The sequence below is a fragment of the Streptomyces sp. DSM 118878 genome (assembly GCF_052936595.1).
This window is the reverse complement of sequence record NZ_CP193622.1, coordinates 1812501-1832114: the sequence shown is the minus strand read 5'-3', so window position 1 is coordinate 1832114 and position 19614 is coordinate 1812501. Positions and strand designations below refer to the sequence as shown.

Below are 19614 nucleotides of genomic sequence, written 5' to 3'. Positions count from 1 at the left end.
GCTGCTTCGCGGCCGTTCACCAACGCACTGCGGGCCCCGGGCGAAGGCCCCAATGGATCCCATTGGATCCCATGGATTGAACTCATCTCTGGTTGCCCGGTTTGCCGCGCTATACACCGCCTGCCGGCGGACCGCCCTCTGCATGAAGGACGAACGGGAGATCGGAAAGATTCCCTCGCCGGTTCCGTACAGCGAAGAAAATCGGCCAACTGGCATGCCCGGCACGGGGGATGGGCCCGGGTGGCATGCGCCACATGGTGGGGCGCAATAGTCCGGAATGAAGGGACAACTGGCGACGCCCATTTCGCGTCACGGCCGAAAAGTGTTCGGATGCGTCTTCGAGTTGCTCGTGAGTCAGTAGTAGGCTCGCGCCGTTTGTTGACGCACATGTGTGCCCCTGGCCCATGCAATGGTCGCAGGGGGCCGATCTGGGGGAGGCCATGCGCTTTCGCGGGAAGTCCATCCGCCGGAAGATCGTGGCACTGCTGCTCGTGCCGCTGGTTTCCCTGACCGCCATCTGGGGTTTCGCCACAGTCATCACCGGCCGCGAGGCGAGCAGGCTCCTCGACACCGCCAACGTCGTCGAGAAGATCGGTTATCCGATCGAGGACACGATCCGCGTGGTCCAGCAGGAGCGCCGCCAGACGCTGGTCTACCTCGCCGACCCGCGCGCCTCCGACGCCCTCGCGGCCCTGCGCCGCAGCCGGACCGCGACCGACGACGTGATCGCCGAGGTCCGCGAGAACAGCAGGGACTCCGGCGTCCTCGACAGCATCGACGGCAACGCGCACAGCCGCCTCACCGCGCTGGTGGACGCCTTCGACGGCGTCGAGTCGCTGCGCCGCACCGTCGAGAAGGGCACGATCTCCCGGGCCGGCGCCCTGAAGATGTACACCAAGCTGATCGACCCCTGCTTCGGGCTGCTCACCACCCTCAACGGCTTCGCCGGTCTGGAGGACGTGAGCTTCGACCAGCAGAGCCGCGCGCTCGTCGGTGTCTCACGCGCGCGTGAACTGCTCTCCCGCGAGGACGCGATGATCGGCTCGGCGCTCGTCGCCCGGCGGCTCACCAAGTCCGAGCTCCAGCAGGTCGCCGAGCTCAGGGCACAGCGCACACTGCTGTACGAGGTGAATCTCGCGCCCCTTCCCCAGGACGAACGCGGCCGCTACGAGCGCTACTGGAACGGCGCCGAGACCACGCAGCTGCGCAAGGCCGAGAAGGACATCGTCGCGTCCACGCCCGGCACCCCGAGAACGGTGACGTCCGCCCACTGGGACGAGACGGCCGGCCGGGTGCTCAAGCAGCTCGCCGAGCGTGACGTCGCGGCCGGCGACCGCTTCAAGGACCGCGTGGAACCGGCCGCCTTCGACGTGATCGTGCGCCTCGTCCTGGCCGGCGTGCTCGGTCTGCTGGCACTCCTGGTGTCGCTCATCGTCTCCGTACGCATCGGCCGCAGCCTCATCCGCGACCTGCGCCGCCTGCGCCTGGAGGCCCACGAGGCCTCCGGAGTCCGGCTGCCCGGCGTGCTGCGCCGCCTGGCCGCGGGCGAACAGGTGGACGTCGAGACCGAGGCGCCCCGGCTCACGTACGAGAAGGACGAGATCGGTCAGGTCGGCCAGGCGCTGAACACCCTCCAGCGCGCCGCCGTCGAGGCCACCGTCAAACAGGCCGACCTGCGGCGCGGCGTCTCCGAGGTCTTCGTCAACCTCGCCCGCCGCAGCCAGGTCCTGCTGCACAAGCAGCTCACGCTCCTCGACACCATGGAGCGCAGGACCGAGGACACCGACGAACTGGCCGACCTCTTCCGCCTCGACCACCTGACCACCCGCATGCGCCGGCACGCCGAGGGCCTGGTCATCCTCTCCGGCGCCGCCCCCTCGCGGCAGTGGCGCAAACCCGTCCAGCTCATGGACGTCGTCCGCGCGGCCGTCGCCGAGGTCGAGGACTACGAGCGCATCGAGGTCCGCAGGCTGCCCCGCATCGCGGTCACCGGACCCGCCGTCGCCGACGTCACGCACCTCATGGCCGAACTCCTGGAGAACGCCACGGTGTTCTCGCCCCCGCACACCGCGGTGCAGGTCCTGGGCGAGCACGTCGCCAACGGCTTCACCCTGGAGATCCACGACCGGGGCCTCGGCATGACCGCCGACGCCATGCTCGACGCCAACCTCCGGCTCGCCGAGACCCCCGAGTTCGAACTGTCCGACACCGACAGGCTCGGCCTCTTCGTGGTCAGCCGGCTCGCCCAGCGCCAGCGGGTCCGCGTCTCCCTCCAGCCCTCGCCGTACGGCGGCACGACCGCCGTCGTCTTCATCCCCGAGTCCCTGCTCACCGACGACGTCCCGGACACCGGCGGCGTCGGCTTCCGGCTCGACCGCCCCCAGGCCAAGGGGCCCCTGGGGAGCGCCGACAAGGCCGCGGACCGCACGGCCGCCCTCGCCCAGGTGCCCGTACAACTGCCCGGCCTGCCCGCCTCCGTGCTCGACGGTCCCGTGGAGCTGGAGGCACCCGTCGGGATGGCGGACCTCGACGCCTTCCCCGGGGCGCTCGGCGACGAGGACAGTGAGCGCGGCGGCCTCTTCCGCCCGCGCCGCAGGGTGGCCGGCACGCCCGGCGAGCAGCACCAGCAGGCCCGCGACGTCCGGGAGCCCGGCCGCGCGGAGCCCACCCGCGCCGACGCCGCGCAGACCCGCGACGACGATCTCGACGAGGGCGCCCACACCGGCGGCCTCGTGCCGCTGCCGCGCCGCAGGACCCCGAAGCTGGTCAGGTCCAACGGCCGCCCCGTCACGCACAACAGGCCCCAGGACAACCGGTCCGGGGACGGTAGGCCGCAGGAGGGCCGGTCGCGGGACAGCCGGTTCCCGGACGGCTTCCCCCTGGCCCCCGCGGCGGCGGACGAGACCCCGGAGCCCCGGCGGGCGTCCGGGCCGCACTCCGCCTGGCCCGACCTGTCCCCGCCGCACCGCGACGTCACCTCCTCGCCGCACCGCGACGTCACCGAGGACGGCCCGGCACCGGACCTGCCCCGGCGTGCCCGCCGCACCGGTCCACAGGGCGGTGCCGTCACCGACCGCCCCGCGCAGGGCCGCGGCACCCCGGCCGAGACCAGGCCACGCTCCGCCCCGGCGCCCGTCGCGGACGCCGACCAGGACCGGAGCGCCCCCATGACCGCCCCGGGCGGACTGCCCCGCCGAGTCCGGCAGGCAAACCTCGCCCCGCAGTTGAAGGACGGCCCCGACCGCCGCTCCGACCGCGCCGAGACCCGGCCGGAGGAACGGGACGCGGAGGAGGTACGCAGCCGCATGGCCTCGCTCCAGCGGGGCTGGCAGCGCGGCCGCGACGAGAATGCCGTGGGCGAAGACGCCACCGACGGCACAGCACCAGGAACGACTTCTGAGGGGGACGGTCGATGACCGCACCGAAGGCCGACGCACGCATCGCAAGGACCGGGGCGGTCAGGGAGCTGAACTGGCTCCTCGACGACCTGGTGCAACGCGTCGCCAGCATCCGCAAGGCGCTCGTGCTCTCCGGCGACGGCCTGCCCACCGGCGTGTCCAAGGACCTGACCAGAGAGGACAGCGAGCACCTCGCCGCCGTCGCCTCCGGGTTCCACAGCCTCGCCAAGGGCGTGGGCAGGCACTTCGAGGCGGGCAGGGTCCGCCAGACCGTGGTCGAGCTCGACGACGCCTTCCTCTTCGTCACGGCCGCGGGCGACGGGAGCTGTCTGGCCGTCCTCGCGGACGCCGACTCCGACGTCGGCCTCGTGGCGTACGAGATGACGTTGCTGGTCAAGAGGGTGGGTGTGCATCTTGGGACGGCGCCGCGCACGGACCTGCATGCGGGAGGGTAGTGGGAGGGCATGAGCCACGACGGTCGAGGAACGCAGAGAACCAAGGCACTGTGGGGGACATCCGGAACGGCCGGGACCCCGGGGACGCAGGAGACGCACCGCTGGTTCGACGACGAGGCCGGACCCGTGGTGCGCCCGTACGCCATGACGCGCGGGCGCACCACGAGCCCGGGTCAGCACCGCCTCGATCTCATCGCGGTCGTGATCGCCGAGGCGCAGCCGTCCGGCGACCACGAGGCGGACCAGACGCTGTCCCCGGAGCACGTGGACATCGTCGACCTCTGCCGTGACACGCCTCAGTCGGTCGCCGAGCTGGCGGCCGAACTCGACCTGCCCATCGGGGTGGTGCGGGTCTTGATCGGGGATCTCGTCGACGACGAACTGGTGCACGTGACCCGGCCCGTGCCCCCCGCCGAGCTGCCGGACGAGAATATTCTGCGCGACGTGATCAGCGGCCTCCGGGCACTCTGAGCGGCGCGGAAGCGGGAGAGACGACGTGACTGGCCGGCAGTTACGGGGCGGCACCGGAAACGGTCCGGCCCCGCGCGACACCACTGATGCAGGAGAAGTGAGCGATGATCTTCAGGCGTTCTGAGCGCGGCAAGGCCCCCGTCGAGCCGGTCACGCTGAAGATCCTGGTGGCCGGAGGCTTCGGCGTCGGCAAGACGACCCTGGTCGGCGCGGTCAGCGAGATCAAGCCGCTGCGCACCGAGGAGACCCTCAGCGAGGCGGGCCGCCCCATCGACGACACGAGCGGCGTCGCGGGCAAGCACACCACCACGGTGGCGATGGACTTCGGCCGCATCACCCTGCGGGAGGACCTGGTCCTGTACCTCTTCGGTACGCCGGGCCAGGACCGCTTCTGGTTCCTCTGGGACGAGCTGGCCACCGGCGCGCTCGGCGCCGTGGTCCTCGTCGACACCCGCCGCCTGGAGGACTGCTTCGCCGCCGTCGACTACTTCGAGCGGCGCTCCATACCGTTCGTCATCGGCGTCAACTGTTTCGACGACGCCTCGCGCTACCCGGCCGACGCCGTCCGGCAGGCCCTCGACATCGACGGTGACGTACCCGTCGTGCTGTGCGACGCCCGTGAGCGCGAGTCCGTCAAGGACGTCCTCATCGGCGTCGTCGAACACGCCATGGCGGCCGCGGCGGCCATCCGCGAGCCCGCCACCACCTGACCGCACGGATTCACGGGCACGACCCGTACCCCCGCCGACCGGGGTACGGGCCGGCTCCGCGCGGCTCAGCTCTCCCCGTCCTCCAGCCAGCCGAAGCTCCGTTCCACGGCCTTGCGCCAGTTGTGGAACTCCTTGTCCCGCGCGGTCGCCTCCATCCGCGGCGACCACTCGACGTCCTGCTGCCAGTGCGCCTTGAGCTCGTCGAGGTCGTTCCACACACCGGTCGCGAGCCCGGCCGCGTAGGCGGCGCCCAGACACGTCGTCTCGGACACCTTCGGGCGGATCACCGGCACTCCGAGAACGTCCGCCTGGTGCTGCATCAGCAGGTTGTTCTTGGTCATGCCGCCGTCCACCTTCAGGGTGGTGATCCGCACCCCGGAGTCCTGGTACATGGCGTCGACGACCTCACGGGTCTGCCAGCTCGTGGCCTCCAGGACCGCGCGCGCCAGGTGCGCCTTGGTGACGTACCGGGTCAGGCCGGTGACGACGCCGCGCGCGTCGGAGCGCCAGTACGGCGCGTAGAGACCGGAGAACGCCGGGACGATGTACGCGCCGCCGTTGTCGTCCACGCTCGCCGCGAGGGTCTCGATCTCGTCCGCGCTGCGGATGATGCCGAGCTGGTCACGGAACCACTGCACCAGGGCGCCCGTGATCGCGATGGACCCCTCCAGGCAGTACACGGGCGCCTCGGAGCCGATCTTGTAGCCCATGGTGGTCAGCAGCCCGTTCTTGGAGGCCACGGGCCGGTTGCCGGTGTTGAGCAGCAGGAAACTTCCGGTGCCGTACGTGTTCTTGGCCGTCCCCGTGTCGTAGCAGGCCTGCCCGAAGACGGCCGCCTGCTGGTCGCCGAGCGCGGAGGCGACGGGCACTCCCGAGAGCTGCCCCACGGCCGTCCCGTACACCTCGGACGACGACCTGATCTCCGGCAGGACCGCCTCGGGCACGTTCATCGCCGACAGGATCGACGCGTCCCACTGGAGCGTCTCCAGGTTCATCAGCATGGTGCGGCCCGCGTTGGTGACGTCGGTGACGTGCTTGCCGCCGTCGGTGCCGCCCGTGAGGTTCCAGATCAGCCAGGAGTCGATGGTGCCGAAGGCGATCTCGCCCCGTTCCGCGCGGGCCCGGAGCCCCGGCACGTTGTCGAGCAGCCAGGCCGCCTTGGGCCCGGAGAAGTAGCTGGCGAGCGGCAGCCCGGTCTGCGCACGGAAGCGGTCCTGGCCGTCCGAACCGCCCAGTTCCTTGCAGAGCCCCGCGGTGCGGGTGTCCTGCCAGACGATGGCGTTGTGCACGGGCTTGCCCGTGGCCCGGTCCCACAGCACGGTCGTCTCACGCTGATTGGTGATGCCGAGCGCGCTCAACTGGTCGGCGCGGAGTCCGGCCTTGGCGATCGCCCCCGCGACCACCGCCTGCACCTTGGACCAGATCTCGGTGGCATCGTGCTCCACCCAGCCGGGCTTGGGGAAGATCTGGCGGTGCTCGCGCTGGTCCACGGCGACGATCGCGCCGTCCTGGTCGAAGATGATGCAGCGACTCGAAGTGGTGCCCTGGTCGATCGCGGCGACGAATTTCACGGAGCTCTCCGGCATGGCTACCCCTTGATGACCCTTGAAGACTCAGAAGGCTGCGTTGTAGATGAGACCCGCGAGGGCTCCGCCGATCAGCGGCCCCGCCACCGGGACCCAGGCGTAGCTCCAGTCGGACGTGCCCTTGTTGGGGATCGGCAGGAACGTGTGCACGATGCGCGGACCGAGGTCGCGCGCCGGGTTGATCGCGTAACCCGTGGGCCCGCCGAGCGAGAGACCGATGCCGACGACGAGGAAGGCCACGATCAGCGTCTGTATGCCCGATTCGCCGAGTCCCTTGGTGAGACCGAAGGCGAGGATCGGCAGCACCAGCGCGACGGTCGCGATGACCTCGGTGATGACGTTGGCGACCGGGTTCCGGATCTCCGGGATGGTGGAGAAGATGCCCAGCGTGGGCGTCGGTTCGTGCGCGCCCGCGCCGACCGCCCCATCCTTCGCGCCCCGCGTGACGTTGGCGTTGAACTGCGCGAGGTACACGAGGTACGCGAGGACGGCGCCGAGCATCGCGCCGACCATCTGGCCGAGCACATAGATCCAGACCTTGTCCCACTTGTCGGTGTCGATGGCGATGCCGAGCGTGACGGCGGGGTTGAGGTGCCCGCCGGAGAGCGGGCCCGCGGTGTAGGCGCCCGCGAGCACGCCGAAACCCCAGCCGAAGGCGATGACGACCCACCCGGAGGCCTTCGCCTTCGAATGGCTGAGCGTGACGGCGGCGCACACGCCGGCGCCGAGCAGAATCAGGATCGCGGTGCCGATGACCTCACCGATGAAGATGTCCCCGTTTGAGTACATGGCGGCTCCTAGGCCCTCGCCCGGGGCGGTGCGCCCCGGTACTCCGTGCACAGTGCGGTTCCCACGACTGCTGCCTGGATGGGCCCGGCTGTCGGAACCGAGGGCGAAAGTCTCCCGCACTCCGCCCGGCGGCCATCACAAGCGCGCCGTGGCAGTCGCATCACCCATGGGGGATACCCCGTTGACCAGGGTCTTCGTGCGGACCCTTCGCGCGCAGAGGCTCTGAGCGCCGGAGCCGAGGTGCGGCGACGCCGACTGACACCCGGAAGTGTTCACCGGTGGTGATGGAGCGTCAAGGTCGCGGACGGCAACGGTTAACCGGTGCGACGGCTTCCCCCGCGACGCCCGCGCGGCGAACGCGGACCTCTGGCGAGAGGCACCGGCCGGGCTCGGCGCACGGCGGCCCGCGGGCGGGCTCACCGTACGGCGATCACCGAGGAGCCGTGCCCGAAGAGACCCTGGTTCGCGGTGATCCCCACACGGGCCCCCGCCACCTGTCTCGCCCCTGCCTCCCCCCGCAACTGCCACGTCAGCTCGCACACCTGGGCGATGGCCTGCGCGGGCACGGCCTCTCCGAAGGAGGCGAGACCTCCGCTGGCGTTCACCGGCACCCGCCCGCCCGGAGCCGTCACCCCGTCGCGCAGCAGCTTGGCCCCCTCACCCTCGCCGCAGAGCCCCAGATCCTCGTACCACTGCAACTCCAGCGCGGTCGACAGGTCATAGACCTCCGCCAGGGATACGTCCTCGGGGCCTATGCCCGCTTCCTCGTACGCCGCACGCGCGATGGACGCACGGAACGTCCGGTCGGCGGGGGCGACGACGGCGGCCGAGTCCGTGGCGATGTCCGGCAGGTCGAGCACCGTGTTCGGATAGGTCGGCGTGACGGTGGAGACCGCGCGGACGCGCACGGGGTCCGGCGCGCCGTGCCGCCGCGCGAAGTCCATGCTGGACAGGACGAGGGCGGCCGCACCGTCCGAGGTGGCGCATATGTCGAGCAGCCGCAGGGGATCGGCGACGACGGCCGAGGCGGCGACCTCATCGGCCGTGACGCTCTTGCGGTAGCGCGCGTACTCGTTGAGCGCGCCCGACGCGGCGTTCTTCACCTTGACCTGCGCGAAGTCTTCCAGGGTGTCGCCATGGACGGCCATCCTGCGCCGTGCGTAGAGACCGAAGTAGGCGGGGTTGGTCGCACCGAGGACCCGGAAGCGCAGCCAGTCGGGGTCATCGGGCCGGTCCCCGCCCGCGGGCCGGAAGAACCCCTTGGGAGCCGCGTCGGCACCGACCACCAGGACCACGTCGGCCATGCCCGCCAGAATCTGCGTACGCGCGGTGGAGACGGCCTGCGCACCGGACGCGCAGGCCGCGTACACGCTCGCCACCCGCGCCCCCTGCCAGCCGAGCGCCTTGGCGAACGTGGCCCCGGCCACATATCCCGGATAGCCGCCCCTGACCGTGTCCGCGCCGACGATCGACCCCACGGAACGCCAGTCGACCCCGGCGTCCGCGAGCGCCGCGCGGGCCGCCACCACTCCGTACTCGACGAAGCCGCGACCCCACTTTCCCCAGGGGTGCATGCCCGCGCCGAGCACCGCCACCTCGCCGGTCACGCGCTCACCTCCACAGGCCGCCAGTGCCAGGTCGTCCACGTCGTCCCGTCGTCCTCGTGCAGCACGCCGGGGACGATCTCCACCGCCATGCCGACCTCCAGATCGTCGACGTGGACGCCGGGAACCGCCTGCCCGAGCACCACCATGCGCTCCGCCTCCAGCTCCACAGCGATCAACGTGTAGGGCCGCCACGGAAGTTCCGGATCGGAAACGTAAGGGGCGGGAGGGCGGTAGCGGCCGTCGGTGTACGACCAGACGACCCCGCGCCGCGACAGCGGCACCTCGGCCAGCTCCCCGCCACCGCAGCCGGGATTGCGGCAATGGCTGTCCTCGCGAGGGAAGAACACGGCGGCGCACGCCGAGCAGCGCGTGCCCAGCAGGCGGAATTCCTGGCCCTCCCCGGCGAACCAGTCGGCCACTACGGGTGTGCGCGTGCGCGACAAGGCTCCTCCTGGCGTCCCACGGTGCGACTGATGACGTCCGACGGTAACTGACGGCCCGTCAGGAGTGTGCCACGAGCGCTCGGATTCCGTCAGTGGCCCGCCCGGCCGTCCTCCAGGGAGCCGCTACTTGCCCTGGAGCGACCTCCGCGAGACGGGAAAGTCGAAGTAGGTCTCCGGGAACAGCTCGGGCTTGTACGTGAAGTGCCACCACTCCTCGGGGAGATTGACGAAGCCCTGCTCGGCCAGCGCGTTCCGCAGCAGGTCCCGGTTGCTGCGCTGCTCGCCCTTGATGCGCGGGTCGTCCGTGTGCGACAGCGTGTCGAAGCAGTCGAAGCCCGTGCCCATGTCCACGGAGTTGTCCGGGAAGCGCTCACTCCTGGGCCCGAAGCACGGCTTCAGAGGCTCCCCGGGGATGTACGGGCGGGTGGGCAGGGCCGGCAGCCGCACGATCGTCAGATCCAGCGTCGAGCCGCGGCTGTGCCCGGACTTCTCGGCGATGTAGCCGTCCGCGAAGAGACGGGACTTGTCGACATGGGGATAGAACTCCTCCTTCATGCGCTCATCGTCCAGGTCCTCGGCCCAGCGCACGAAGTGATCGACGGCCCGCTGGGGCCGGTAGCAGTCGTAGACCTTCAGGGAGTGACCCGTGCGCAGAAGCGAACGCTGGGCCTTGCGCAGGGCCTTCGCCGCGGGTTCGGTGAGGATGCACATCGGCTTCTTGTAGCCGTCGATGGGCTCGCCCACGAAGTTGTGCGGGGTGGTGTACCGCATCTCCTGGATGATCGTCGGATCGACGTCGCGCAGCGCCACGAACTCCTTCGGAGCCTTTGGTCCGGCCTTCGCGTGGAGAGGCTCGGGTGTCGCATGAGCGGGGCCGGGTGTCGCATGAGTGGGCCTGGTTGTCGCGTGCGTGGGCTCAGGCGTCGCGTGCGCGAGTGAGGGGGCGGCGGTCACGGCCAGCAGGGCGGCGGTGGACACGGCGAGATTCCGCAGAGCGGGGACAAAAGCTGTCATGCCCCCTGCGTCTATCAGGACCATGGCCCACCAGGGAAGACCGACGCCACGAAGATCGGATACAGTCCGCGGCGTGTCCGCATCCCCACACCCCGCCAACTCAGTCCAGGGCTCTCACTGTTCGAGCTGTGGAGCACCCTACGAAGGCGTCGTCTCCGGCTGGCCCCGCACCTGCGCCGCCTGCGGAGCCGTGGCCTACCGCAACCCGCTGCCCGTGGCAGTGGCCCTCCAGCCCGTGTACGACACACAGGGCACCGGCCTGGTCGTCGTGACCCGGACCATCGCTCCCGCGCGCGGGGGCATCGCCCTGCCCGGCGGCTTCGTCGACGACCGGGAGGACTGGCGGCACGCCGTCGTGCGCGAGCTCAAGGAAGAGACCGGCATCTGCGCCCAGAGCCGTGACGTCCGCCTGGCCGACGCCATGAGCGCACCCGACGGTTACCTCCTGCTCTTCGGCCTCCTCCCCGAACGCCCGGTGGCCGACCTGCCGGCCACCGTGCCGACCGACGAGACGGAGGGCTGGCACGTGCTGCGCCGCGCGGACGAGCTGGCTTTCCCACTGCATACGTTGGCCGCGCGGGGGTTCTTCGAGGGGCGATACATCTGAGGCCCACGTCCTGGCCCCCTGCGTAGGGGTACAGCTGTGGCCCCTTGTGCCGGGGTGCAACCACGGGTCTGTGGCTCCGCGTCGCGGGGGTTCAACCAAGGGTCGGCCTGGGGTCTGGGCTGGGCCCCCGCGCAGAGCCCCAGCCAGCCACCGCGCAGAGCCCCAGCCCTCGCGTCTGCGGCCTGCCCAAGCGCTACCGGCCTGCGGCCCGCCCAGGCGCTACCGGCCCCCGTCCCGCCCAAGCCGCCCCGCTCAGTCGCCGAGCCCCCGCACCCGCACCGGTCGGCCCACGGGGGCCCCGCTCTCGGCGCCCTCCCTCTCGACGAGCACACGGCCCCCGCTCCAGCGGGTCGTGAAGCGTTCGAGTTCCGCCTCTTCCCAGCCGTCACCGGCGTCGGCGACCACCAGGCCGCCACCCGTGGCTCCCCGGACCGGAGCCCACACCTCCAGCCCGATGCCGTCACCGCCCCGGTCGCCGTCGCCGTCGCCGTCGTCACAGCGCACCGGCAGCACCGTGCCCGCGCGCGCGAGCACCGGGACGCGCGACAGCGGCGCGTCAAGGCGGACCTGCCCCGGGCCTTCGTACGCCTCGCCCGTCGCCGTGTCGTACCAGCGCCCCCGCGGCAACCGCACCGTGCGCTCCCGCGCCCCGTCCTCCAGGACCGGTGCCACCAGCAGAGAGTCGCCGAGCAGGAACGCGTCCTCGCAGTCGCGCAGCGCCCTGTCATCGGGGGCGGCCCACCACAAGGGCCGCACATAGGGAGCGCCCGTACGCCGCGCGAGATGAGCGAGCGTCACGAAATAGGGCAGCAGCCGCCTGCGCTCGTCGAGCGCCACGCGCGCGTGCCCGAGCACCTCCGCACCGAACTCCCAGGGCTCCCGCCGCCCGGCGTCGCTCGCCGAGTGCGTACGGAACAGCGGCAGATACGCCCCGAGTTGGAACCAGCGCAGATACAGCTCCCGAGACGGCGTCCCGTCGAAGCCGCCCACATCGGGACCCGAATACGGAACGCCGCACAGGCCGAGCCCCAGCACCAGCGACAGCGACGCCCGAAGCCCCTGCCACCCCGTGGACACATCGCCGGACCACGTTCCTCCGTAGCGCTGCATTCCCGCCCACCCCGAACGCGAGAACAAGAAGGGCCGCTTCTCGGGGAGCAGAGAACGCAGTCCGTCATACCCGGCGCGGGCCATCGCGAGGCCGTACACGTTGTGCGCCTCCCGATGATCCCCGCCGAGTCCCTCCAGGGAGTGCCGTGCAGAACGGGGCAGCGTCGCCTCACCGAACGCGGCGAACGACAACGGCTCGTTCATGTCGTGCCAGAACCCCGCGAACCCCTGCTCCAGCCGCTCCTCGTAGAGCCCGGACCACCACTTCCGCGCGCGTGGGTCGGTGAAATCCGGATACACCGACTCACCCGGCCACCCGACACCACGCACCGGCCGCCCCGCCGCGTCCCGCACGAACGCCTCGGCCTCCACCCCGCTCTCGTACAGCTCCACGCCGGACTCCGCCTTCACCGCCGGAAAGACGACCGAGACGAGCCTGATCCCGCTCTCGCGCAGCTCCCCGGCGAACTCCGGCAGCGTCGGAAAGCGCTCCTTGTCGACCGTGAACACCTGACGCCCCGCGTAGTGGTCGACGCCCAGGTGCACGGCGTCCAGCGGCAGCCCGCGCTCCTGGTACCCCGCGACGATCCGCCGCACCTCCCGCTCGCCGCCGAGCCCCGCCCGCGCGTGCTGATGCCCGAGCGCCCACGACGGCGGCAGCGCGGGAGGACCGGTGAGCGAGGCCCAGGTGTGCAGCACGCGCGCGGGCGTGCCGACCATGGCCCAGCACCGCAGCGGCCCGCCGTCCATCCGCACCTCGCACGACCCGGCCCGGTCATGACCGGAACCCGCGCCCTCAGCGCCCTCACGCAGCGAGACGACCCCGTCCCACGTGTTGTCGTGGAAGACCAGGTGCGTACCCGCGTCGGCCACCACCATCTGCACCGGCATCGTGATGTACAGCGGGTCGTCCCCCGGCCCGAAGGAGCCACGAGGATCGGTGTTCCACATCCGGTACGTGCCGTTCCGCAGCCGGGGCCCGCGGGACCGTCCGCCGAGACCGAAGAACCGCGCGTCGGCCGCCACCTCCGACCGCTGCACCCACCGAGCCTCACCACCCTCGGCCGGCTCCCACCAGCGGGGCGGCAGATCACGCCGCAGCATCACCCCGCCGGGGGTGCGCAGCTCCACGGAGCCGTGCCGCGACACCACCACGGTCGTGCGCTCCGACACCACCCGCCAGCCGCCCTCCTTGTCGGGTTCGAGGACCGCCCGCGGGTCGGGCTCAGGACTCCCGCACGCCAGCGCGTACGACGGCTCGGGCTCCGCGCCGTCCCACCCCCAGAAGACCGCCCCGCCGGCCGTCACCCGCACCCGCAGCTCGGACCGGGCGAACCGCACCACACCGCCGCCGGGGCCCGGCTCCACCTTCGTCACAGGGCCCGGTACCCGCGCGCGCTCGGCACCCCGCGGGGACAGGCCCACCGCGTCCGCCCGCCATCTGCGCCACGACGAGCGCACCCTGCGCAACCCCTGCGCCGTGCCGACCATGCCGACCGCCTTCACCGAACGCACCAGGTCACGACCGTCCATACTGCTCACCTTGCCACCGAAAAGGCCGCGCGTATGCTCCGTTCAACAGCCGTTCACCTGGGGTGCAGACACATGAGCGGTGGGCCGAGTGTGTGAGGCACACCCTGGTGCGGCAGTCGATCACATGGCATCGTCCCCTTCGGCCGTGTTCACGCGCACATCCAGCACGTGCGCACTCCACACGCATACGACGCGTACAGTCCGGGAGCCGCACCATGACGTCCTCAGCGAACCCTGCGCCGCTCTGGCAGCCGAGCCCCGAGAGGATCGCGGAAGCGCAGGTCACCCGGTTCCAGGCATGGGCCGCCGAGCACCACGGGGCCCCGGCCGAGGGTGGCTACGAAGCGCTGCACCGCTGGTCGGTCGCCGAGCTGGACACGTTCTGGAAAGCCGTCACTGACTGGTTCGACGTCCGCTTCTCCACCCCCTACGCGCGCGTGCTGGGCGAACGGACCATGCCCGGCGCCCAGTGGTTCCCCGGAGCGACCGTCAACTACGCGGAACACGCCCTGCGCGCCGCGGAAGACCCCACGCGCGCGGGCACCCCCGCGATCCTCCACGTCGACGAGAGCCACGACCCGCGGCCCGTCACCTGGGCCGAACTGCGCCGCCAAGTCGGCTCCCTGGCCGCGGAACTGCGCGACCTCGGCGTCCGGCCCGGCGACCGCGTCAGCGGCTACCTGCCGAACATCCCGCAGGCCGTCGTCGCCTTCCTGGCCACCGCCGCCGTCGGCGGCGTCTGGACCTCCTGCGCCCCCGACTTCGGCGCCCGCAGCGTCCTCGACCGCTTCCAGCAGGTCGAACCGGTGGTCCTGTTCACCGTCGACGGCTACCGCTACGGCGGCAAGGAACACGACCGCCGCGACACCGTCGCCGAACTCCGCTCGGAACTGCCCGCCCTCCGCGCGGTCGTCCACATCCCGCTGCTCGGCACCGACGCACCCGAAGGCACCCTGGAGTGGTCGGCCCTCACGGCGGCCGACGTGACGCCCGTCTTCGAAGCGGTGCCCTTCGACCACCCCCTGTGGGTGCTGTACTCCTCCGGCACCACCGGCCTGCCCAAGGCCATCGTCCAGTCACAGGGCGGCATCCTCGTCGAGCACCTCAAGCAGCTCGGCCTGCACTGCGACCTCGGCCCCGACGACCGCTTCTTCTGGTACACCTCCACCGGCTGGATGATGTGGAACTTCCTCGTCTCCGGCCTCCTGACGGGCACCACGATCGTCCTGTACGACGGCAGCCCCGGCTACCCCGACACCGGCGCCCAATGGCGCATCGCCGAACGCACCGGAGCCACCCTCTACGGCACCTCGGCCGCGTACGTCATGGCCTGCCGCAAGGCCGACGTCCACCCCGCCCGCGACTTCGACCTCTCCCGCGTCAAGTGCGTCGCCACGACCGGCTCCCCGCTGCCCCCCGACGGCTTCCGCTGGCTGCACGACGAGTTCGCCGACACTCCGGGCGGCCTCTGGACGGCCTCGGTCAGCGGCGGCACCGACGTCTGCTCCTGCTTCGCGGGCGCCGTGCCCACGCTCCCCGTCCACATCGGGGAGCTCCAGGCCCCCTGCCTCGGCACGGATCTTCAGTCCTGGGACCCCGAGGGCCGGCCGCTCGTCGACGAGGTCGGAGAGCTGGTCGTCACCAACCCGATGCCGTCCATGCCCATCCACTTCTGGAACGACCCGGACGGCGTCCGCTACCACGACAGCTACTTCGACACCTACCCCGGCGTCTGGCGGCACGGCGACTGGATCACCCTCACCTCACGCGGCTCGGTGATCATCCACGGACGCTCCGACTCCACGCTCAACCGCCAGGGCGTCCGCATGGGCTCCGCCGACATCTACGAAGCCGTCGAACGCCTCCCCGAGATCCGCGAGTCCCTCGTCATCGGCGTCGAACAGCCCGACGGCGGCTACTGGATGCCGCTCTTCGTCCACCTCGCCCCGGGCGCCGCCCTCGACGACGCCCTGCGCGACCGCATCAAGCGCGTCATCCGCGAACAGCTCTCCCCGCGCCACGTGCCCGACGAGGTCATCGAAGTACCCGGCGTCCCGCACACCCTCACGGGCAAGCGCATCGAAGTCCCGGTCAAGCGCCTCCTGCAAGGCACCCCGCTGGACAAGGCGGTCAACGCGGGCTCGGTCGACGACCTCGACCTCCTGCGGTTCTACGAGGACATCGCCCGCAAGCGCTCCTGAGCGGCCCATCCCCGCCGCTCAGCGCCGATTGTCAGTGCCGCTGGTTACTGTGAGTGAGCATTGATCGACCGAGCGCAGGGGGACATGATGGCGCCCACCCGTCACGACACGATGCGACGCGCACTGCGCCGCGAAGTCGCCGGAACCATCGGCCTGTTGGCCGACGAGGAGGACTTCGCGGCCATGCGCCGCTACCGCACCTTCACCTTCGACGACCACGACACCTACCTCAAGCAGGTGGAAGCCCTGCTCAGAACCCTCGCCGCACAGGGCCGCCACACCGCCGTCGTCCTCTTCGACCCCGGGGAGTACGAGGAGTACTGCGCGGAAGCGGGCCTCAACCCCGACACCCCCGACAGCCGCACCCGCTTCACGGCCGAACTGGCATCGGGCGGCCCCACCATCCCGTACGAGGGCCAGCCCCTCACCGACCTCCTGCCCGACCTCGTCGACGAGGCGGTCCGCAAGGCCACCTGGGAGTACGCGACGATGGCACTCGCCCGCAGCGGCATGTGCGCCACCTGCGGAGAGGACATCGGACGGGCCGCCTTCGTCCGCGCCTCACAGCTGATCACCCGCGCCGTGGACACCTCCGGCCCCGGCACCCGGCATCTGGTGTGCAGCGTCCCGGCCGACCAACAGACCCTTCTCGCCGCCCTGCACATCGAGATCGACGCGGACGGCGGCGCCCGGCTCGACGACACCCGGGCCCTGGAGTTCACCACGGTCCTCGCGGTCGGCATCGCCACGCGGCGCGCGGCCGGCATGGTGCTGCGCTCCAGCACAGACGGCACCCGGGACCGCGTCCAGGGCTGGCGCATGCACGAGGGACGCTTCCAGCCCCTCACCGCGGCCGAGGTCTTCGACGCGTACTGCACCGACGCCATCACAGGAGAGCTGATCTCCCCGGAATCCGACGTCGACTACTGCGCGGCCGTCACCCTCGAGGACGAGATGCCCGAAGGGGGACACACGGGACACACCCACTGAACGCCCGACCTGAACGCCCGAGGGGCGCCCCACCACATCGGTGGAACGCCCCTCGGCGACGACAACCGCTCGGCTACTCGCCGGACAGCACCGCCTGCGCGGCCTTGCGCGCCTCCTCGGCGGTGTCCACGGCACGGGCCGCCGACGCCGCACGCTCGCACTGCGCCAGCGTGTACTTCCCGAGCGTCGCCCGCACGTAGGGAATGGACGCCGCACCCATCGACAGAGAGGTGACTCCCAGGCCGGTGAGAACACAGGCGAGCAGCGGGTCGGACGCCGCCTCACCGCACACGCCACAGCTCTTGCCCTCGGCACGCGCGGCCTCGGCCGAGAGCGCGACCAGGTCGAGCAGCGCGGGCTGCCACGGGTCCTGCAGGCGGGACACGGCACCCACCTGCCGGTCGGCGGCGAAGGTGTACTGCGCGAGGTCATTGGTGCCCAGCGAGAGGAACTCGACCTCCTGGAGGATCGAGCGAGCCCGCAGCGCCGCCGACGGGATCTCGACCATGGCACCGAACTTCGCCTGGAGCCCCGCCTCCCGGCACGCGTCCGCGAACGCCTTCGCGTCCGTGCGGTCCGCGACCATCGGGGCCATGACCTCGAGGTAGACGGGCAGCCCCTCGGACGCCTTGGCCAGCGCGGTGAGCTGCGTGCGCAGCACCTCCGGGTGGTCGAGCAGCGACCGCAGGCCACGCACGCCGAGCGCCGGGTTCGGCTCGTCGCCAGGCGTCAGGAAGTCCAGCGGCTTGTCCGCGCCGGCGTCCAGCACACGCACGACGACACGGCCCTCGGGGAAGGCCTCGAGCACCTTGCGGTACGCCTCGACCTGCGCCGCCTCGGAGGGCGCCTTGCTGCTGTCGTCGAGGAAGAGGAACTCGGTACGGAACAGACCGACACCCTCGGCGCCTGCCGCGACCGCGGCGGGCACATCGGCGGGACCGCCGACGTTGGCAAGGAGCGGCACCTTGTGCCCGTCGGACGTGGCGCCGGGGCCGGACGACGCGGCCAGCGCGGCCTTGCGCGCGGCGGCGGCGGCCTCGAGCTGGGCCCGCTTCTCCGCACTCGGTTCCACGAAGATCTCACCGGTGCTGCCGTCGACGGCGACGACGGAGCCCTCGGCGAGCTCGCCGGCGCCCGGCAGCGCCACGACGGCGGGCACTCCGAGTGCCCGCGCCAGAATCGCGCTGTGGCTGGTGGGCCCGCCCTCCTCCGTGACGAAGCCGAGGACCAGGGCCGGGTCGAGGAGCGCGGTGTCCGCGGGCGCGAGGTCACGCGCGATCAGTACGTACGGCTCGTCGCTGTCCGGTACGCCCGGCATGGGAACACCGAGCAGCCGGGCGACGATGCGGTTCCGCACGTCGTCGAGGTCCGCCACACGCCCGGCCATGTACTCACCGGCACCGGCCAGCAGTTCGCGGTAGTGGGAGAACGCGTCGTAGACGGCACGCTCGGCCGTGCTGCCGACGGTGATGCGCCGGTCGACGTCGGCGATGAGCTCCGGGTCCTGGGCGATCATGGCCTGTGCCTCGAGCACCGCCTGCGCCTCACCCCCGGCCAGATTGCCGCGCGCCATCAGGTCGGCCGCCACAGCTTCCACGGCCTGGCGGGCGCGCCCCTGTTCGCGCTCCGCCTCCTCCGCGGGAATCTGCTTGGCCGGCGGTTCGAGAACCGCCGTACCCATGTGCCGAACTTCGCCGATCGCCACACCGTGGCTCACACCGACGCCTCGCAGCGTTGTCTGCATCTCACCCGTCTCCGATAGTGCGGCGGACCCAGCCGCCGCGGTGGTTGTACTGTCCGCCGTCAGCGACGGCGATGACGTCACTGCCAGCTGAAGAGTTCGTCGCCGGTCTTGACGTCGCCGCTCTCGACGAGCCCGGAGAGGGACTCGGCCGTGGCCTCGAGCGCCACGACCGGGCAGACCGGAGACTTGCCGGCGGCCTCGACGGCGGCCGGGTCCCAGCGCACGACGGGCTGGCCGCGCCGAACGGTGTCCCCCTTGTTGACGAGAAGCTCGAAGCCCTCACCATTGAGCTGCACCGTGTCGATGCCGAGGTGAGTGAGGACGCCGTGACCCTGGTCGTCCACCACCACGAACGCGTGCGGGTGAAGAGAGACGATGATGCCGTCCACGGGAGAGACGGCGTCGGAGGCCTCGCGCACGGGGTCAATGGCGGTGCCGGGACCGACCATCGCGCCCGAGAACACAGGATCCGGTACTGCGGGGAGCCCGATGGCGCGTCCTGCAAGCGGGGACGAAACAGTGGTCATGGCAAGCCTCCCAGGGGGTGGAGATACGTAGCCGTCGTCGCTACCTGTCCCGGACGACGCGCTGTTCCGAAGCGTAAGTCATAAGAAGTCCCGGTTCCGCATGAGTGGTCCCGGTTGGCAGACGTAGGAACACAGCACAAACGATTTGCGCCCACCGGGGACGCGATGTAGAGTCGGAGACCTGCCTGAGGCCATGGAGCGCGGTCAAGCGCTTCGGCTCGGCGGCACCCATCAGTTCAGATCCTATCCCTGAGTCTGGTTCCGCATGTCTGCGGTGGCCGTGGTCAGTGAGACGAACGAGAGCTGATAAAGTCTGAACCGCCGGAAAGGGAAACGCGAAAGCCGAAAGGCCGAGCGGGAACCGGAAAGGCACCGAGGAAGTCGGACGCGAAAGAGTCTGATAGAGTCGGAAACGCAAGAACAAAAGAA

Annotated in this window: 15 protein-coding genes; 7 read left to right on the top strand and 8 right to left on the bottom strand. The window is 71.1% G+C overall.

Annotated elements, in window-relative coordinates; translation table 11 throughout:
• Positions 1 to 440: 440 nt before the first annotated feature.
• From ACRAKF_RS07745 to ACRAKF_RS07730, 4 genes are all read left to right on the top strand, one after another.
• Positions 441 to 3416, top strand: coding sequence for a nitrate- and nitrite sensing domain-containing protein (locus ACRAKF_RS07745; RefSeq protein ID WP_447036185.1), 2976 nt, complete (start codon positions 441 to 443; stop codon positions 3414 to 3416).
• Positions 3413 to 3853 carry a roadblock/LC7 domain-containing protein gene (locus ACRAKF_RS07740; RefSeq protein ID WP_447036184.1) on the top strand — a complete coding sequence of 147 codons (441 nt, stop codon included), beginning with the start codon at positions 3413 to 3415 and terminating at the stop codon, positions 3851 to 3853. Before ACRAKF_RS07745 ends, ACRAKF_RS07740 begins: the two co-directional genes overlap by 4 nt.
• Before the next feature lie 9 nt (positions 3854 to 3862).
• Positions 3863 to 4324 carry a DUF742 domain-containing protein gene (locus ACRAKF_RS07735; protein ID WP_447036183.1) on the top strand — a complete coding sequence of 154 codons (462 nt, stop codon included), beginning with the start codon at positions 3863 to 3865 and terminating at the stop codon, positions 4322 to 4324.
• 104 nt (positions 4325 to 4428) lie between these two features.
• The gene (locus ACRAKF_RS07730; RefSeq protein WP_447036181.1) at positions 4429 to 5034 is read left to right on the top strand and encodes a GTP-binding protein; all 606 of its coding nucleotides are present in this window, start codon (positions 4429 to 4431) and stop codon (positions 5032 to 5034) included.
• A gap of 65 nt (positions 5035 to 5099) precedes the next feature.
• Here the strand turns inward: ACRAKF_RS07730 and glpK are convergent, their stop codons facing one another.
• The 5 genes from glpK to ACRAKF_RS07705 form a co-directional block, all read right to left on the bottom strand.
• Complete coding sequence (gene glpK / locus ACRAKF_RS07725; protein WP_447036180.1) at positions 5100 to 6620, bottom strand: glycerol kinase GlpK; 1521 nt, start codon at positions 6618 to 6620, stop codon at positions 5100 to 5102.
• A 27-nt stretch (positions 6621 to 6647) separates the two neighbouring features.
• Positions 6648 to 7409, bottom strand: coding sequence for an MIP/aquaporin family protein (locus ACRAKF_RS07720; protein WP_447036178.1), 762 nt, complete (start codon positions 7407 to 7409; stop codon positions 6648 to 6650).
• A gap of 416 nt (positions 7410 to 7825) precedes the next feature.
• On the bottom strand, positions 7826 to 9016 hold the full coding sequence (locus tag ACRAKF_RS07715) for a lipid-transfer protein (RefSeq protein WP_447036177.1): 1191 nt from the start codon (positions 9014 to 9016) through the stop codon (positions 7826 to 7828).
• Complete coding sequence (locus ACRAKF_RS07710) at positions 9013 to 9459, bottom strand: Zn-ribbon domain-containing OB-fold protein (protein WP_447036176.1); 447 nt, start codon at positions 9457 to 9459, stop codon at positions 9013 to 9015. Before ACRAKF_RS07710 ends, ACRAKF_RS07715 begins: the two co-directional genes overlap by 4 nt.
• 123 nt (positions 9460 to 9582) lie before the next feature.
• Positions 9583 to 10473, bottom strand: coding sequence for a M15 family metallopeptidase (locus tag ACRAKF_RS07705; protein ID WP_447036174.1), 891 nt, complete (start codon positions 10471 to 10473; stop codon positions 9583 to 9585).
• Between the two features lie 73 nt (positions 10474 to 10546).
• On the opposite strand from ACRAKF_RS07705, the gene ACRAKF_RS07700 reads away from it, so the two are divergent.
• Complete coding sequence (locus tag ACRAKF_RS07700) at positions 10547 to 11080, top strand: NUDIX domain-containing protein (protein WP_447036173.1); 534 nt, start codon at positions 10547 to 10549, stop codon at positions 11078 to 11080.
• Positions 11081 to 11332: 252 nt separating this feature from the next.
• Here the strand turns inward: ACRAKF_RS07700 and ACRAKF_RS07695 are convergent, their stop codons facing one another.
• Positions 11333 to 13723, bottom strand: coding sequence for a glycoside hydrolase family 31 protein (locus ACRAKF_RS07695; protein WP_447036171.1), 2391 nt, complete (start codon positions 13721 to 13723; stop codon positions 11333 to 11335).
• Positions 13724 to 13938: 215 nt separating this feature from the next.
• Here ACRAKF_RS07695 and ACRAKF_RS07690 point away from each other — a divergent pair, with 215 nt between their 5' ends.
• Positions 13939 to 15924, top strand: coding sequence for an acetoacetate--CoA ligase (locus ACRAKF_RS07690; protein ID WP_447036169.1), 1986 nt, complete (start codon positions 13939 to 13941; stop codon positions 15922 to 15924).
• 87 nt (positions 15925 to 16011) lie between these two features.
• Positions 16012 to 16914 carry a hypothetical protein gene (locus tag ACRAKF_RS07685; protein ID WP_447036168.1) on the top strand — a complete coding sequence of 301 codons (903 nt, stop codon included), beginning with the start codon at positions 16012 to 16014 and terminating at the stop codon, positions 16912 to 16914.
• 73 nt (positions 16915 to 16987) lie between these two features.
• On the opposite strand, the gene ptsP is transcribed toward ACRAKF_RS07685, so the two are convergent.
• Together ptsP and ACRAKF_RS07675 are read right to left on the bottom strand one after the other, a co-directional pair.
• Positions 16988 to 18658: a phosphoenolpyruvate--protein phosphotransferase gene (ptsP, locus tag ACRAKF_RS07680; RefSeq protein WP_447036167.1), complete on the bottom strand. Its 1671-nt coding sequence runs from the start codon at positions 18656 to 18658 to the stop codon at positions 16988 to 16990.
• A 77-nt stretch (positions 18659 to 18735) separates the two neighbouring features.
• The gene (locus ACRAKF_RS07675) at positions 18736 to 19185 is read right to left on the bottom strand and encodes a PTS sugar transporter subunit IIA (RefSeq protein WP_447036166.1); all 450 of its coding nucleotides are present in this window, start codon (positions 19183 to 19185) and stop codon (positions 18736 to 18738) included.
• Positions 19186 to 19614 lie beyond the last annotated feature (429 nt).

What these genes read in the sequence shown, in the direction of transcription:
- ACRAKF_RS07675 (WP_447036166.1), bottom strand. Translation starts at nt 19,185, where the DNA reads ATGACCACTGTTTCGTCCCCGCTTGCAGGACGCGCCATCGGGCTCCCC.
- ACRAKF_RS07720 (WP_447036178.1), bottom strand. Translation starts at nt 7,409, where the DNA reads ATGTACTCAAACGGGGACATCTTCATCGGTGAGGTCATCGGCACCGCG.
- glpK (WP_447036180.1), bottom strand. Translation starts at nt 6,620, where the DNA reads ATGCCGGAGAGCTCCGTGAAATTCGTCGCCGCGATCGACCAGGGCACC.
- ACRAKF_RS07690 (WP_447036169.1), top strand. Translation starts at nt 13,939, where the DNA reads ATGACGTCCTCAGCGAACCCTGCGCCGCTCTGGCAGCCGAGCCCCGAG.
- ACRAKF_RS07695 (WP_447036171.1), bottom strand. Translation starts at nt 13,723, where the DNA reads ATGGACGGTCGTGACCTGGTGCGTTCGGTGAAGGCGGTCGGCATGGTC.
- ACRAKF_RS07735 (WP_447036183.1), top strand. Translation starts at nt 3,863, where the DNA reads ATGAGCCACGACGGTCGAGGAACGCAGAGAACCAAGGCACTGTGGGGG.
- ptsP (WP_447036167.1), bottom strand. Translation starts at nt 18,658, where the DNA reads ATGCAGACAACGCTGCGAGGCGTCGGTGTGAGCCACGGTGTGGCGATC.
- ACRAKF_RS07705 (WP_447036174.1), bottom strand. Translation starts at nt 10,473, where the DNA reads ATGACAGCTTTTGTCCCCGCTCTGCGGAATCTCGCCGTGTCCACCGCC.
- ACRAKF_RS07745 (WP_447036185.1), top strand. Translation starts at nt 441, where the DNA reads ATGCGCTTTCGCGGGAAGTCCATCCGCCGGAAGATCGTGGCACTGCTG.
- ACRAKF_RS07730 (WP_447036181.1), top strand. Translation starts at nt 4,429, where the DNA reads ATGATCTTCAGGCGTTCTGAGCGCGGCAAGGCCCCCGTCGAGCCGGTC.
- ACRAKF_RS07685 (WP_447036168.1), top strand. Translation starts at nt 16,012, where the DNA reads ATGGCGCCCACCCGTCACGACACGATGCGACGCGCACTGCGCCGCGAA.
- ACRAKF_RS07740 (WP_447036184.1), top strand. Translation starts at nt 3,413, where the DNA reads ATGACCGCACCGAAGGCCGACGCACGCATCGCAAGGACCGGGGCGGTC.